At 43.2% G+C, this 16,516-nt stretch carries 8 protein-coding genes; 3 read left to right on the top strand and 5 right to left on the bottom strand.

All coding sequences use genetic code 11. The features are described from left to right. Positions 1 to 86: 86 nt before the first annotated feature. Positions 87 to 311, bottom strand: coding sequence for a hypothetical protein (locus AC59JO_RS06190; protein WP_497304123.1), 225 nt, complete (start codon positions 309 to 311; stop codon positions 87 to 89). Between AC59JO_RS06190 and AC59JO_RS06185 the strand changes: the two genes are divergently transcribed. Further along, positions 300 to 1,091 carry a DUF2971 domain-containing protein gene (locus AC59JO_RS06185; protein ID WP_497304121.1) on the top strand — a complete coding sequence of 264 codons (792 nt, stop codon included), beginning with the start codon at positions 300 to 302 and terminating at the stop codon, positions 1,089 to 1,091. The two genes, AC59JO_RS06190 and AC59JO_RS06185, sit on opposite strands and share 12 nt — an antisense overlap. Here the strand turns inward: AC59JO_RS06185 and AC59JO_RS06180 are convergent. Beyond that, positions 1,085 to 2,272 carry a HEPN/Toprim-associated domain-containing protein gene (locus AC59JO_RS06180; RefSeq protein WP_497304119.1) on the bottom strand — a complete coding sequence of 396 codons (1,188 nt, stop codon included), beginning with the start codon at positions 2,270 to 2,272 and terminating at the stop codon, positions 1,085 to 1,087. The genes AC59JO_RS06185 and AC59JO_RS06180 overlap by 7 nt on opposite strands. A 181-nt stretch (positions 2,273 to 2,453) precedes the next feature. After that, entirely contained in the window at positions 2,454 to 3,689 is a 1,236-nt protein-coding gene (locus AC59JO_RS06175; RefSeq protein ID WP_497304117.1) for a hypothetical protein, read from the bottom strand. A gap of 485 nt (positions 3,690 to 4,174) precedes the next feature. Here AC59JO_RS06175 and AC59JO_RS06170 point away from each other — a divergent pair, with 485 nt between their 5' ends. Both AC59JO_RS06170 and AC59JO_RS06165 read left to right on the top strand, forming a co-directional pair. Next, positions 4,175 to 5,173, top strand: coding sequence for an AAA family ATPase (locus tag AC59JO_RS06170; protein WP_497304115.1), 999 nt, complete (start codon positions 4,175 to 4,177; stop codon positions 5,171 to 5,173). Next, complete coding sequence (locus tag AC59JO_RS06165; protein ID WP_497304113.1) at positions 5,173 to 7,803, top strand: S8 family peptidase; 2,631 nt, start codon at positions 5,173 to 5,175, stop codon at positions 7,801 to 7,803. The genes AC59JO_RS06170 and AC59JO_RS06165 overlap by 1 nt, the downstream gene beginning before the upstream one ends. 1,164 nt (positions 7,804 to 8,967) lie before the next feature. Here AC59JO_RS06165 and purL read toward each other — a convergent pair. Together purL and AC59JO_RS06155 are read right to left on the bottom strand one after the other, a co-directional pair. Next, on the bottom strand, positions 8,968 to 12,624 hold the full coding sequence (gene purL, locus AC59JO_RS06160) for a phosphoribosylformylglycinamidine synthase (protein WP_497304111.1): 3,657 nt from the start codon (positions 12,622 to 12,624) through the stop codon (positions 8,968 to 8,970). A gap of 435 nt (positions 12,625 to 13,059) precedes the next feature. After that, positions 13,060 to 16,437, bottom strand: coding sequence for a glycosyl hydrolase (locus AC59JO_RS06155; protein WP_497304109.1), 3,378 nt, complete (start codon positions 16,435 to 16,437; stop codon positions 13,060 to 13,062). Positions 16,438 to 16,516 lie beyond the last annotated feature (79 nt).

Raw genomic sequence — 16,516 nt, 5'->3', positions numbered from 1 at the left:
GTTGCTTGCCTTTTTTATTTTGGAATTTGCCCTAAAAATAGCAGCTTGGAGTTGTTACGGGATAGGTACGGCGCATTACGGTCAGATCAGCCCACTATTTTTTTAAACTGCTGAACTGGAGCGAGACCGCATTGAATGTTGAACAGGATGGCAAAAGTTACTGTCTGGAACCGCAGGGCAACAGCTGGATCGACACTGATGAGAACGCGGAGCTTGGCCCACAACTGGCCGAAGCGGTTGGTAAGGCGATTGCCCTGCTTTACCGTATATAATTTATCAAAATTTTTATTAAAAAGTATATGGCTATACATACCCATCCTGTTTTTACGCAAATTGAACCTGAGGCCGTCCTTTGGCGTTATATGAGCTTGGAAAAATTTGAGCGCATGCTGAATGACCGTGCGCTGTTTTTTTGTCGGACAGATAAGTTTTCAGATATCTATGAAGGTTCGATACCTCGGCGCGAAGCCGAGAACCGTATCAGGGAAGCACAACGAGCCGCCGAATTTTACCAGCAGCCGTTTGATGAAGAAAATGCCTGGCAGCACATCATTGACCGCAGTGCTTTTCACCAGTCTTTTAAAACCGCGACCATTGTGAATTGCTGGCACATAAACACCAATGAGTCTGATGGAATGTGGCGGTTGTATATGGATAATAACGACGGCGTGGCGATCCAAACTACCGGCTCCAGGATGATCGGCTTAATGGATGCGGTTCCTGAATCCATAGAAATGAGCAAGGTGCGTTATATCGATTATGAAAATGACATTTGGTACCACCGGCAGGAATTTCCGCACCGGTCCTATAATATGTTGACCCCGCTCATACATAAGCGAATCGAGTTTGCGCATGAGCGGGAGTTTCGTTTGTTCCAGGTGATGGAAGAAGCTACGCGGACGGAAAATTACTGGCAGCCCGGCGAAAATGGCCTAAACTTAACTATTGACCTTGACGTGATGATTGAGCGAGTGATTATGCATCCTACAGCAACGGATGCCGCCCGCGACCGGATCATAAAACTGTTGGCGGATGCTGGTTTAAATAAGCCGGTTGATTTTTCAGGCTTAAGCTCACAGCCTTATTATTGAACAATTTTTCCGAGCTTATTAATTTTTACTTTCTTGGGTTTTGGGCAATCGAACGCCTTGAATATGGTTTTTAAGACGGTATGCATTCCCTCTAATCCTTGCGTTGAGCCTTGTCTGAGTTTGTCGCGGAAACGTTGGTGTACCAGCCCCTTATCTGCGAGTTCGCCCTGATACCGCCCGTTTTTGGCATTTAGAGCCGTCCATTGTACGGGCATTAAACCCTGCCCGCCAGTGAGAATATCCTCGCCCAGGTACAATTCAATAGCACAGGCTTTGCCGTTAATGTTCATTCTTTTTTTACCCGATGGCCCGATAGTCGGATAGTTCTTAGCTAATGCGAGATTGGGCAACTTCAACACTTTTTGGTGCAGGCCCAATTTGTTTTGCGTTGCGCGCTCGTATTCCATAACGCCGGTAGCGTCGTTATCAAACAGCGCAATCAAATGATGCCGGATATTGGCTGCGGCAAATGCGGTGATCAGTTTACCCAACATCGAAGCGTTGCTTTCCAATTTGTATTCCTCAAAGTCCATAAAATGATAATACGGATAAAGATGCGGGTACAGGATTTGTAATGACTTGCTAATAAATTCGGAATCAGTCTTACCTTCAGTCAAAATGATGATCTTCTCAGGGTTGACAGATAGTATTTCTTCACGGCTCACCCAATTATCGACAATCCAGGTCATATCATAGGCCACAACGGCATCATCGGGCATGACGCTGAAAAGGCAAGTGAGCATGCTAGCCATGGAAAAGGTTTCATACAGTACCAATTCATATTCAATTAAGTGAGCAGCCACATGATCCTCATTCATATCTTCAGGTTTACGTTTGATCTTATGATGAATGATGGTGCTAATCAGTTCAAGGTAGCGTTCAAATGAAATGTCAAAATAAAAACCCAATTCGCTTTCATCCCGGTCACGTTGTTTAGCCGCTTTGAAATTCTGTTTGGCCCGTTGCAAATTATGTCCATAAATTTCCAGCCGCTCGCGGCAGACCTTGACGGATTGTTTGTAGCCGTGAAACTCTGTGTTATCATTTTCGTCAGGTTCGGTTAAAGTTTCTTCTATGTAATCCTCTTTTAAAAAGATTAGGTCGACTATATCCTGATAGAAACCGTTCTTTGCCGTAAACAGCGGGTAACCTGCGACAATGAAATCCGAAAAAGAACCCATGAGACAAAATTAACCAAAAATAAGTTGGTCACGTTTACTCAATTCTTTTTAAATTTTAGAACCTTAAGTATTCAAAATTCCTAGTTTTTTGCTGGTATTGATGACCCTGCTAAGTAGATTGCTAATAAAGAGCCCACCCCTTCCTATTGGTCGAGGTAGGCATTAAATGTTTATTTTAAACTTAGAATGTTATGTGATTAATGCAGGCAAGTTCTGGGGTGCTACGCACTTCGTCAAAACGTACAGCATGCTCATTCCCAGCATTTTTTAGAGGCCGTTCTAGTCTAAATTTATATCCGAACTCATCCACTTTGAGCACGGTGACCGGTATCGCTTTTTTTCCTTCCCATGAGATCCACGCCTTGTCACCTGATACAAAATTTTCAATTGTTCGTTGACGATAATGAAGCGGCGTTACATTTTTCACGAATACTATCGTTCTTAGGTCGTGTTTTTTTACTTTGGGCTTTGTTAGCCGTATGTTTGAAATTGGCGACTGCTTTCTTTTCAAAAAGCCCTTATAGGCTCGCCAAGCTCTTTCTAAAGCATTCATAGCGCCGAGGGGCGGTCGGTTAGTTATTAAATATTCCTGATACTCTTCGAGGCTTTGGTAATACGGCCAATGCTCACTTTTGTCTGTAAAGCCACGTTTGCTTGCGAGATCCCCAAGCGGCGAATCCCTTTTCTTATGCTTAGCCAACCAATCGGCAAAACTAAGTTCAGGCTCTTGAAGGGACGCGACATCTTCAGCAGTATGAGGCGCACTGATTATCTCATGATACACGTCCCTCATTTTCTTTATAGCAATATCCAAAGTTTCCGCTTCCGTAGATTGGTGTTTTGCTTTCGTATAACCAATAAATCCAGCAACCCTTTTGAGGTTAAATACATCAACGACTCCACGCAACTCATTCCTACCCAACGTAAGTGTGAGTTCAGTAGCAACGTATTCGCGAAAAACTGCAATGGCTACTACGTCATTATGAAATTCTAATTTAACCCCTTGGCTTTGGATTTTCATATCCCTAAAATAAGAGGGCTTTGATCTCCAGTTTTCATCAGCAAGAGCTTTGCCTAATTCTTCAAAGGTTGGCCATATCCTGTGTAAGATCCATTTTTCGTCGTATAGCGGTAGATAAATACCTTCAGCAATATCGTATGGCAGATTTTCCGGTAGTCCATTAAGGCCCGCGCGCCTTTCCTTAATCATTGCAGTAGGCGTTAGCACAAGAAGCTCGGCCTGCCTTAAATTAGTGATTGGGAATTTAGTATCCGCTAACAATGATGCGCGTGAAGAATAGCCCATATAAGCAGCGACAAGTTCGTGCGCATGTGATGATTTTATATGGAGTCCAAAATTTTTTTGAGCAAACGTGCGCAATGAATCTGCGCAACGTTTCGTAATTTCAAGTTGCATAGCAATTTCCTGTTAAGGCTGGACTTATAATTGTTGCCGGGAGTGTTTAAAGACAACTAACGCCAGCATGTTTAACAAAAATTTGCTGTTAGTTAGGCTTGTCGATATCGAGTTAGCCTCGCGTTTCAGTCACTCACAACTGGGGCGCTCGATTCCTGAATCTAAATTAAACTGAAAAAACGTAAAAATCAAGCCCACATGATCTTGTTTTTCATTTTATTTGTATTTAGCGATACTGGCTGATCATTGAAACTTTGTAAGAAAGTCGTTCACCTACATATGTTTGAATGAAACGATGGACAAAATCAAGGTAATGATTGGATGCACCAAGATGCTGTTATGAATTCTAAAGAAAGCACTCAACTGCTAAAAAATAAAATAATTCAATTGGATGTGAATGCGAGTAACGTTATATTTAACCATAACTTTAAATCGTCGCGATAGGCATACTATTTGATATATTTGCGTTTAATTTTGTTTAAATCATGAACCAAGACCTGCTCGTGCGCTTATTCCGGTCGATAGACGGTGAACAATCCGATGATATTGTGCGGGTAGCGGGATCTATTATTGAAGACGAACGTAAAAAAGGTCATGGCAAACTTGCCTTGCGTTTACAGTCAATACTAGAGAAAAACCTTAAAACAAACCAATCATTTAAAGGTGAGTTGCGTAACATTTTTGGTAGTTCTATTTTAATTCCAACTGATAAACGGAGCAATATCCCTCTTGCTGCGCAAATCCCAAACGAACTGTTAAGACATGAAATGGTTTTGTCGGCAGAAGTTGAAGAAAAGATCGCCCGTATAGAAAAAGAGTTTCTTGCGAGAGAGCGTTTAGCACACTATGGCTTAAAACCTCGACGAAGAATATTGTTGCATGGGGCACCGGGTTGTGGTAAAACCATGAGTGCGGAACGCATAGCATGGAATATTGGCCTTCCTTTTTTAAAAGTTAAGTTCGAAGCGGTAGTTTCCTCTTATTTAGGAGAATCAGCCAGTAATCTTACTAACTTATTTGAAGCTATTAAAAATTACCCAAGCGTACTATTACTGGATGAATTTGATTTTATTGCCAAATCACGGGATGGTAAGCATGACGTTGGAGAGATGCACCGAGTTGTCAATATCTTACTTAATGTATTAGAGGATTTCAATGGCCCGGGATTGATCATTGCGACCACCAATCTTGAGGGAACAATTGATAAGGCTATTTTCAGGCGTTTCGATGATATTATCGAATTACCTAAACCTGGGCAAGATGAGATTAAGCGGATATTAAAATCAACTCTAGCGTCTATTAAATCCGATAAAAGTGTGGATTGGAACAAGATCAGTGAACAATTGAAACATTTTTCATCAGCAATGGTGGTAAAGGTCGCTACAGATGCAGCAAAATTTTCAGTTATTCAGGGAAATGGGATCATATGCCAACAGCACTTTGATCTTTCCCTGAAAGAAAATGAACTGTATTACAAAGCCTAATGCCTGAATTTCCACACCTAATCCTTAAAAGAAAAATTAACGGCCCATATCAGTTTACGGGTATCCCGATCGATAAAAAGGTCGACACCCAAACTGCAGCCAATTTAGCGAACAGGGCTGGTCATGGTACCTCCCTTACAGCCTCTGCGTCAGGACTCCAGCAAACCCATCTTCAGCACTTAGCGCAAAGAAAGGAAGAAGGTTTACCGGATGTCTTTTCAGAAAATGTTATTCCTATTTTACTGCAAGTCGATCCCTATGATTTCGATATCGAAGCCTTAAAAGGTTATGGCATTGAGATTGTTGCCGAAGAGGAAAACGGTTTTATCATCGGTGCAAACGCGGATAATTTTAGCTCGCTCGCCAATAAGATCCAGCAGTTTATTGATCAAAAAGGCAAATCGAAAGATCAGGCTGCTAAACTCTGGCAAATCATTCAAGGGGATCAATGGCGTGCAGATTACATTTTATCTCCCAGGCTGAAAGCACTTTTCCCAGACGGTATGCTGGACGGACAACAATTTAACGTTGATATCTCGGTTGCGTGTTATTTGAAGATGCCCCCGAAACCGGTTCGTGTAATGCCTGAAACGGAAGAAGAGTATCAAGAAGCCAAAACAAAATACGCAGAAAAGAACAAAGATAATCCTGAAAAAAAGGATTATCGTTCAATAAGAAAACCTGATAGTGATGAACAATATCAGCGAAAGCTAGATGATTGGGTAAGAAGAACGCAAGAGGCAGAAATTGAGCGGGATAACATTGCATCGGATCGACAGGAGTTTCTAATTAACTTCATTGAAAAAGTGTATGGCGGGGAAGTGCTAAGTACTTTCGTTGATCTGGAAGATAGCTTTGGATTTAAAGCAAAGATGAGCGGGCAGGCGCTAAAAGATCTGATTCGAAATTATGCCTACGTTTTTGAGATTGTCGAAAGCGAAGAAATTCAGATTGAAGAACCTGCAACGGATTTCGCTTTTCAACCTGTGGACATAATTGCTCCTGAAGCTGACTCGCCAGTTATTTGTGTAATCGACAGCGGCATACAGGAAAAACATATTTTCCTTGAACCAGCAATTTTAGACGCCTATTCAAAAAATTATGTCCCTGATGAAAACACTACGGCTGACCATGTTACTGATGGCGGTCATGGAACTAAAGTTGCCGGTGGAATATTATTTGGTAACGCAATACCGGAAGATGGTACTTATCAGCCCCCGTGTTTCATTGTAAATGCCCGCATTTTAGATTCCAACAACAAATTATCAGAACGAGTTTTTCCTGCGGAACTGATGGAAGACATAGCTGATGATTTTGACGGTATCAGATTGTTTAATATGTCGGTAGCAACAGTTGGGCCATGTCGATTAAATCATATTTCCACGTGGGCTGCAAAATTAGACAGCTTAATTCATCAAAGGAAGTTGCTATTTATTTTGGCCGCCGGTAATCTTAATATCAGGACTGGAATTGCGGAAAGGCCGGGGGTTACAGAGCATATCTTGGCAGGACGGGACTATCCCCGTTATTTATTGGAGGCCGCTTGCAGGATTGCTAACCCGGCACAAAGTTTATTAAGCCTAACCGTAGGTTCTGTTTGCAATGCTGATTTCGAGGATAATGACCGAAAATCATTTGGCACCAGAGGGCACATATCTGCATTTTCAAGGGTCGGACCCGGTCTATGGGGCAGCATTAAACCTGATGTAGTTGAATACGGTGGCGATTTGCTTCGTGAGAAGCAGGGCTTTTTAATAACCAGCGATGATTCAGTTTCCGTCAAAGTAATCAAAACCGGCGCAAATGGTGTCGGCTATGCTATTGGAACGTCTTTTGCAGCTCCGAAAGTTGCGCATATTATAGCGCACTTGGCTAAAAGATTTCCCGCAGAGAGTACCTTATTGTATAAAGCTTTAGTGGTTCAATCCGCCAGGTTACCAGAACATGCGTTCCATCAGCCTAACCGAAATACCATGCGTGCATTCGGATATGGCATTCCCGACTTACAGCGTGCGATTGAAAACACGCCTTATCGGATAACCTTTACCACTGAAGGAGCTGTGGCCGCTCACCAAGCCAATTTATATTCGATTAATGTGCCAGCCGAATTAACTCGCGCTGGTAATGACTATGATATTTTATTAGAGGTGACACTGGTTTATACAGCAGAACCGCGTAGGACACGTAAAAAACTCAAATCCTATTTTAGTTCTTGGCTTACCTGGGAATCATCGAAACTGGGCGAAACATTTGATGATTTTTCTGACCGTGTTTTAAAGCGGATGGAAGAGGAACAAGATGACGAAACCCCGGTCCAACAAGACGTCAATAGCATCAAATGGATTCTCTCCACCTCACCAGGATATGGTCAAATCAAAGGATTAAAGCGACAAGACAGTGCTACCCAAAAAGACTGGGCAATATTGAAATCCAACGTTCTGACAGCCGAACTTTCATTTGCAATAGTTGGGCATAAGGGCTGGGACAAAGAAATTGACAACGAAATTCCCTTTGCTTTAGCTATTAGTTTTGAAGCGGTAAGTAAAGAACATGAAATTTATAATATCATAGATGTTGCCAATAGAGTAGAAATAGAGGAAGAAGTTGTTATACCAATAGGTACTTCATAATATCAGATACCTTGAAGAGAGATATGATCACCATTTGAATGCCATCCAAATATTTAATTACTAATAAGTAAATATTCAAAAACTTTAAGGTCATGCATATGATCATTAAATATAACTATTTATTATCGGTTCTTAATAGATTATAAGCCATTTATTTCGTGACGCAGTGCGTCCTGAAATGGGCAGTATACATTATAGGTTTTAATTGTTTCCAACTTTGAACTAATATTGAACTACTCTAATTCTTCGAGGAGTTCGACATTACCGCCTAACGGATGCAGATTCCAAAATAGTTTTACTTAAGTTATTGTGAAGTCAATTGCTTATATTTGAAGTATAAAGCATAGCGTTTTTGGCATCTTTTTTTACCGAGAGACCTATTAAGAGACCTGTAAAAAATCTTTAGTGTAACACACTATATATCAAGTCGTTGAAAGTTTAAAAAAACTCCCTCCGGCTCCACCAGGGGAGATACTAAACTAAAAGTATCTCCTTTTTTTATTTTATCAACCATCTGATTAAAAGCCATTTACCAAAAAATCACACATCCAAAATAAGTATTCGAAAATTTCTTGTTAAACTCCTGCCGGTGTTTGAAAATCGCATCTGAATAATTAGTTCGATGGTCTTGGCATTCAATATCCACTTAAGTGATAAGTAATTTAACAATTTTTGCAACCATTTAGTAAAAAGAAGCTTTGTTTTGGAAAAAGAATGCTTTTAGCAATTTGCGTGATTGTTAGAAATAAAAGCACCAGGTAAAAAGAGGATAATATACGTTTCGCGCGATGTGCAAGTTCGAGTTCTAAACTATCAAATGTCAACACATTAACTTTTATCAAATGATAATTCGATCTTTCAATAACAAAACTTATCCGTATCAATTAACGACAAGCGGGCGTTATTTCTGCCAATGCTGACAATTCTAATGCTATTACTACAGTAGTTATTAAAAGACCGGAACCACAACCCGCAGGAATTTGGCGCTGTACGATACGCACAATGGCGATATCGCAAAAGAAAGATAGAACCCGCTGATCTGCTCTTTTTAACCAATTTATTAACAGTGTTTTTAATGTGGAGATATATCATATAAACCCTCACTTGCTTCACACAAAAGAGCCCCAACCAAAGTTGAGGCTCTTTAAAAACAAGTTACTTTTTCTATTTCTCCAACCAAACCCTTGCGTTCACAAATGCTTCCATCCATGGCGATACTTCGTCTTTACGCCCGGTTGGATAGTTAGCCCAGTGCCATTGGAAAAGGGAGCGCTCAATGTGTGGCATCATCACCAGGTGACGGCCGGTCTTATCGCACATCATGGCAGTGTTGTAGTCTGAGCCATTGGGGTTGGCGGGGTAGCTTTCATAGCCGTATTTGGCTACGATGCCGTACTGGTCTTCGGCATATGGTAACCGGAACTGTCCTTCACCGTGCGAGATCCAAACGCCAAGCGTTGAGCCGGCCAGCGTAGACAGCATCACCGAGTTATTTGGTTGTATGGTTAGCGAAGTAAAGCCGCTTTCGTGTTTATGGCTTTGGTTGTGCAGCATCTTCGGCTTTTCGGCATGGTCAGGGTTGATCATGCCCAACTCAATAAACAGCTGGCAACCGTTACAGATACCTACCGACAGCGTATCGTCGCGTTCAAAGAAGTTTTGAAGGGCTACCCGGGCCTTTTCATTATACATGAAAGCACCGGCCCAGCCTTTGGCTGATCCCAATACATCTGAGTTAGAGAAGCCGCCTACAGCTCCGATAAACCGGATATCTTCCAGTGTTTCCCGGCCCGAGATCAGGTCAGTCATGTGGACATCCTTCACATCGAAACCGGCAAGGTACATAGCATTAGCCAACTCGCGCTCGGAGTTACTGCCTTTCTCGCGGATTATGGCCGCTTTTGGTCGTGGCTTGCCTGCGTCTATAACCGGTTTCTTTCCGGTAAAGCCTGCCGGGAATTTATATTTTAAAACATGGTTCTTGTAATTATCAAAACGCTCCCTGGCTTTCACCGCACCGCTTTGTTTCTGATCAAGCAGGTAAGATGTTTTAGTCCACACGTCCCTCAGGTGATCAATATCAAACGACCAGCTACCGTTAGCGTTTTTCACGGTAAGCGTAGCTGCCGTTTCAACAGTACCAATCTTGCAGAAGGCAACACCATTGCGTTCCAACACCGCTTCCGCTGTTGCATCGGCCTGGAAAACGATTCCGATGTTTTCAGCAAACAGCGTTTCGATGATATCCTGATTGCCTAATGCGGAAAGGTCGATTGTTGCGCCTAAATCGCGGTCAGCGAAGCAAAGTTCTAACAAGGTAGTGATCAAGCCGCCGCTGCCGATATCATGCCCGGCCTGGATGTGGCCTGCTTTGATCAGTTGCTGCAGGGTATTAAACGTATTTTTGAAAGTGCCGGCGTCTAATACGTCAGGTGTTTCAGAACCTATTTTATTTAAAATTTGAGCAAATGATGAACCGCCCAGTTTATAGGTATCGCCCGATAGGTTGATATAATAGATCGCGCCTCCGTCTTTTTGCAGCACAGGCTCTATCACCCCGGTAATATCGTCACAATGCCCGGCTGCCGAAATGATCACAGTACCAGGGGCAATCACCTCGCCATCCTTATACTTTTGCTTCATGGAAAGCGAATCCTTCCCTGTTGGGATATTGATCCCCAGTTCAATTGCAAACTCAGAACAGGCCTTTACAGCGGCATATAAACGCGCATCCTCTCCCGCATTTTTACAAGCCCACATCCAGTTGGCCGAAAGAGACACACTCTGTAAGCCATCCTTCAAGGGAGCCCAAACAATATTAGAAAGCGATTCGGCAATGGCGTTACGACTCCCTGATGCCGGGTTAATCAACGCCGAAAGCGGCGCATGACCAATTGAAGTAGCAATACCATCCTTGCCCTGAAAATCCAGCGCCATAACACCGCAATTGTTAAGCGGTAATTGCAGCGGACCGGCACATTGCTGCTTCGCCACGCGGCCACCTACGCAACGGTCGACCTTGTTAACCAACCAGTCTTTAGACGCTACTGCTTCCAGTTGCAGTACCTGCATGAGGTAAGCCTGTAATTGAGATACGTCATAGGTTACCGGGCTATACTTTCGTTCGATTGTCTTGTCCTGCATCACCACTTTCGGTGAACTGCCAAACATATCACCCATGTCAAGGTCCATTGGCCTGGCACCCGTAGTGGCTGATTCAAATGTGAAACGATGGTCGCCGGTTACTTCGCCCACCGTATACATCGGAGAGCGCTCGCGGTCGGCAATCTTTTGCAGGATCTCTATGTTTTCCTGCCCGATCACCAGCCCCATACGTTCCTGGGATTCGTTTCCGATAATTTCTTTAGCTGAAAGGGTTGGGTCGCCAACAGGCAGTTTATCCAGGTCGATCTTGCCCCCGGTTTCCTCTACCAGTTCCGAAAGGCAATTTAAATGACCGCCTGCACCATGATCGTGAATAGAAACAATCGAATTAACATCACTTTCTACCATCCCGCGCACTGCATTTGATACTCGTTTCTGCATTTCCGGGTTTGAGCGCTGGATAGCATTCAGCTCTATGCCCGAACCTAATGCGCCGGTATCTGCCGACGAAACGGCTGCACCACCCATACCTATCCGGTAATTATCACCACCCAAAATCACCACCTTATCGCTTACCTGCGGACTGTGTTTTTTGGCTTGCGACAGCTTACCATAACCGATACCGCCAGCCTGCATAATTACCTTATCATAACCCAGGGTGCGTGAATCTTCCTCATGCTCGAAAGTGAGCAGCGAACCCGTGATCAGCGGCTGACCGAACTTGTTACCAAAATCCGATGCTCCGTTTGAGGCTTTAATTAAAATATCAACCGGCGATTGATAAAGCCATTTGCGCTCGGCAACGCCATTTTCCCAGGGACGGTCGGCTGCTAAGCGCGAAAGGGCCGTCATGTATACCGCCGTGCCGGCCAACGGAATAGAACCCTGGCCACCGGCCATCCTGTCCCTGATCTCACCACCCGATCCTGTAGCTGCACCGTTAAAAGGCTCAACAGTGGTAGGAAAGTTATGGGTTTCGGCTTTCAGGGAAATTACAGATTCAAAATCTTTGATCTCGTAGAATTCAGGTACATCCGGACGTTTGGGTGCGAATTGCTGAACTACAGGGCCCTTTAAAAAGGCTACGTTATCTTTATAAGCCGAGACAATCCCGTTCGGGTTAGCCTCAGACGTTTTGCGGATTAGCTTAAACAATGAAACAGGTTGCTCTTGTCCATCAATCACAAAAGTGCCGTTAAAAATTTTGTGACGGCAGTGCTCCGAATTCACCTGAGAAAAACCAAATACTTCGGAGTCGGTCAACTTACGACCTAATTTTTCAGAAAGACCGTTTAAGTATTGAATCTCTTCGTCACTTAAAGAGAGTCCCTCCTGCTTGTTATATTGTGCGATATCTTCAATTTCCAGAATCGGTTCCGGTTTTATGTTAATGGTGAAGATTTCCTGATTAAGCGTTGAATATTTTTGAAACAGCATCGGGTCGAAAGCCGAAAAATCAGGATCAACCGCCGCAAATTCCTCGATGCGGATAATACCTTCAATGCCCATGTTCTGTGTAATTTCAACCGCGTTAGTACTCCATGGAGTAACCATCGCCGCCCGGGGACCAACAAAAAAACCGGTCACAATTGTATCCCGGTTTAATTCCGCGCCTGCAAAAAGCCAGCTTAGTTTTGAAATATCTGTCGGATGGAGCGTTTGATTATATTGTACGGCAAACACCGTATTTGCTTTATTAAAGAAAAAGTAAATCATATCCTTGTTTCAAGGTGCAAAGGTAGCTTTTTTAAAAAAAACAGTCAACATTAAAAAAGAACCGTTTCGGATTACAACTATACTAATTACTCAAAAAGGTCACCAGAAGTTAAAAGCGTCCCCACAGTGGTGTTTTTTCGAACCAATTTATTGAAAAATTAAGACGAATTGGAAATATTGGAGAAGATCCTTTAAAAAATATCACTTAAAGATTAAATAATTATGAAATTCAAAATTTCAAACTAAGATGTATAGTTTGGGTGCTCGATAGTGGGCACTTCTCTATATAAATAGGAGAAAGGTGATTCCCTCAGGTTTTCTCTTTCTCTATTCGTCTGATTCAATGAATTGATATGTTCAAAGTGTTGCAGAACTAACGGTTCGCTATTCCGGAAGGGTGAGATCAATTGCCCCGGAATATCCAAAGAGCCACATCTATTTCTTTATCTTCACCCATACCAACTTTACTGGCCCCAACAAACCAGATGACAGCAATTTTGAATTTGCATTATAAAATGGCATGGTAGTATAGGTTACTTTTTGCTTTACATCAGGCTGTTGGTCTCCGATTAACCTGTTTACCCAAAGGTTAGTGACTTTTATTTCCAGCCTATTCTCTCCTGGTTTCAATGCGGAGTTTACATTCACGCTGAAAGGCTTTTTCCAAACAGTACCTAATAACTTTCCGTTCACCACTACCTCAGCCAAATTCTTTACATCCCCCAGATCTAAACGTATCTGGGCACCTTTCACCAATGTATTTGCAGGGATATTAATTGACTTTGTATAGGTGGCTGTACCTGAGAAGTATTTAATGCCAGGATCGGTATGCTCAGTATATGAAACCAAATTTTCAAATGAAGCTTGTAGTGGTGCGCCACGATCCGGCTGGAAAGTAACGTTCCAGGGCCCTTTAACCGTAATTATGTCTTGATCGGTTTTTGCAGGAAGGATAACCATGCTTTTTTTCGCAGGCGACAGAAACACTATAAATAATGCATCATTTGGTGTAAAGTTCAAGGAAACATTTGTATGGTTGTTTTCTATTTTATAAGAAACAGGTTCTGTTTTTCCCGTCTCGGGATGCCAGATCTGCGGAGTCTTTCCAATGACACGAAATGTCGCATCAACAACTTCATTCCGGTCGTTACGGTTATTTACCCAATAAATGTCGCCACCTGCAACTTTGCGGTGTACATAGCGTAACTGTGTATCATCGTATGGTTTGCTATATTCAAAATCAGGCCGGATGCTCAAAGAAGAAAGCACTTCAGCAATTGTCTTTCCCGTGAATACATTTTTTCTATCGGAGTTCCATACCTCATTTACCAGGCGCTGAAATTCCAGAGGGTCATCATTTAAACTTGCTGCCATTTCAGGCTTTATACCAGTGATAACAGCTCCCTCTTTTACAAGCTGAGCTATTTTACGAAGAACAGGTAAGGACATCTTCCGGGCAATACTGTCTATCACTAACATCTTGTATTTAATCCCGGAAGGTGTCACCAGTTTGCCTCCTTGTGTATACAAAAGGTTGATGAGTGCATGAGGATTAATAAAATCATAGCTGTATCCTGTTGGAACATCGGGTAGTTTGTTTCCGAACAATCCGGTAATGTTATTGTCTTCCCCGTAATAATATACAATATCAGCAACAAACTTTCCTTGCTGTAACATATAGGAACTACGGGCCAGGTAATCAGTCCACACCTTTGCCTGATTTGCCCAGGTATCATGACGGTTAAACCATTGGCCAAATACGCTTAGTCCAAGACCAGGGATCTTGTCATCAACCGGCTGATGAACGGAGGTATGGATCACAAAACGATTTACACCGCTGGCCAGCTCCAGATCGGCCGTAGGTTTTAATTTTTCAGGTGAATATGACCAGGCTCCATTAATACCAAAACCGATGGCGGTAAACGATTCAGCAGCGACCAGGTTTTGCCCGTAGATGTGTGCAACCGAAGCAGATTCAAGAATATCGGCCTGGGCCATGTTTGGCGGAGAGCCGCCGAGCCCAGGTGTCCACATAGCCGACATCGGAATAGCTGCTGTACGTTTTACATCCATGCCATCAACAATGAACAACCGACCATTCTCATGCGATTCAGAATAACGCTTCATCCCATAGTCTGTAAGAATACCGGTAAGCTGGTTATAATGATTTTCAGTTATTAATTCTGAAATGGTTTTTCGCCAGTCCCAGAGAAATTGCTCGCTGGCTTCTGCACTTTTGATAACTTGTCCGGTCAGCACCGGCATCCAGGGCAATAAACTATAACCCCGACGCTTTTGGAATTCCTCCATCATACCGGGTGTCCAAGTTTCCTGCCCCGCTTCGTAACTATCAGTTATCATGTATTGCAATCCTTTACTTCCCATCAGGCCACCAGTTGCATCTTTGTATTGGTTCAGGTAAGTCGTAAAATATTCTTTCACTGCCCTTGCGTCCATTTTGTCTACTTCCAATCCTGTTGCTTCCACTGATGCGGGATGGTTCTGTTTCCCGGTTAACGAATAGCCAAACCGTACTATTTTCCATTCTCCGCCGGTGGCTGGAGGTGTCCAGTTCAGGCTGCCCGTTGCATCCATCTTCCAGGTTAAATCAACCACATCGGCTTGTGCAATCACATCCGGGGTATTTGGTGTAGGATATTTCAATAAATCGGCAGAGGCTACAAAACCAGCCTTTTCTTCAAAGTGATTAATACGTGTAGCCGGGTATAAAACCAGTTCTGCAATGTCATTTCCAGCAGGTGGTTTGGAAGTCACTCCACCTCCAAGCATCGTTGCAATAAGGTTGGGATGTGCCTCCGGATTGTTAAATCTTAACCGAAAATACCTGGCAGTGGTTGGCGGAATGGTAATGGTTTGCTGTGAAATAACACTATGCGGAATAAAAGCCACCCTGCGAAAATTAATTCCATCATCACTTACTTCCAGACTGCGCTCTTCAGACGGCCCCGGTAAGCCAAAAGGTGACCTGCTTCCGCCTCCTGTCACGGAAACTGCCTTGATGGTTTGAGCCTGTGCAAATTCATATTGAATCCAGGAATATCCTTTTGCCGGATCAGAAGGTAGCAGGTTAGTTGTCTCCAAATTGCCGTCTGTTAGTTGTTTCAAAGTAAAACTGCCTGCATTGGAAGTGATTTTTGGAGCCAGATCAGTCAATGAAATATCTGCCGCTGGTAAGCGGTACGCTACCACTGCCACATCTTCATAATACTCCGGCGGTGCAGCTGTTTTTAAACGGATGACAGAAGTTTCCTTTGGGATAGCCAGGTTTTGGAAATCCCCTGTCGTGGCAGGCGGCCTGGGCAATGTGCCGGTAAAAGGCTGCCCTCCTTTTAATCGCACCTCGCTCCAAATCAATTTTTTCATCCCGTCTTTAGCAGCTACCCAGGGCCCTCCGCTTTCACTCCAGCCCGGCGAACCGGCAATGGCCATTTCCAATTTTAACGAATCGGCCAGTTTGGTGGCTAACCTGAAAGCATCTTTCCATTCTGGCGTCATATACAATAAGCGCTTCGCAACAACTTGCGGAGTGACAACACCTGCATCAAAATTTTGAAAGCCGCCGATCCCGCTACGCTTCATCCATAACAGATCTTTGCGAATACCATCTTTGGTAATATTGCCATTTATCCAGTGCCACCAGACGCGTGGTTTGGCGGCATTATCCGGATGTACAAAACCTTTGTAAAGGCTACTTACAGGCACTTTACTACTTTGTGCATTTGCAGAAACCGGTACTGAAAGCGCCACGCTTATGCAAACCTTAGCGGCGAGATTCCTGATATTAAATGTCATTTGCCAGTTTATTTATTAATAGTTCGTATTTAAGTGGATTGTATTTCATGGAGCAAGTCATGTTCAGTTATCGCTGCCA

The sequence above is a fragment of the Mucilaginibacter sp. A5337 genome (assembly GCF_059690695.1).
The sequence above is the reverse complement of the archived record's forward strand: the minus strand, read 5'-3'. Positions and strand labels throughout refer to the sequence as shown.

Bases quoted from the DNA above. Each gene is read 5' to 3' on its own strand.
- AC59JO_RS06185 (WP_497304121.1), top strand. From the start codon at position 300: ATGGCTATACATACCCATCCTGTTTTTACGCAAATTGAACCTGAGGCC.
- AC59JO_RS06190 (WP_497304123.1), bottom strand. From the start codon at position 311: ATGTATAGCCATATACTTTTTAATAAAAATTTTGATAAATTATATACG.
- AC59JO_RS06180 (WP_497304119.1), bottom strand. From the start codon at position 2,272: ATGGGTTCTTTTTCGGATTTCATTGTCGCAGGTTACCCGCTGTTTACG.
- AC59JO_RS06175 (WP_497304117.1), bottom strand. From the start codon at position 3,689: ATGCAACTTGAAATTACGAAACGTTGCGCAGATTCATTGCGCACGTTT.
- AC59JO_RS06170 (WP_497304115.1), top strand. From the start codon at position 4,175: ATGAACCAAGACCTGCTCGTGCGCTTATTCCGGTCGATAGACGGTGAA.
- AC59JO_RS06165 (WP_497304113.1), top strand. From the start codon at position 5,173: ATGCCTGAATTTCCACACCTAATCCTTAAAAGAAAAATTAACGGCCCA.
- purL (WP_497304111.1), bottom strand. From the start codon at position 12,624: ATGATTTACTTTTTCTTTAATAAAGCAAATACGGTGTTTGCCGTACAA.
- AC59JO_RS06155 (WP_497304109.1), bottom strand. From the start codon at position 16,437: ATGACATTTAATATCAGGAATCTCGCCGCTAAGGTTTGCATAAGCGTG.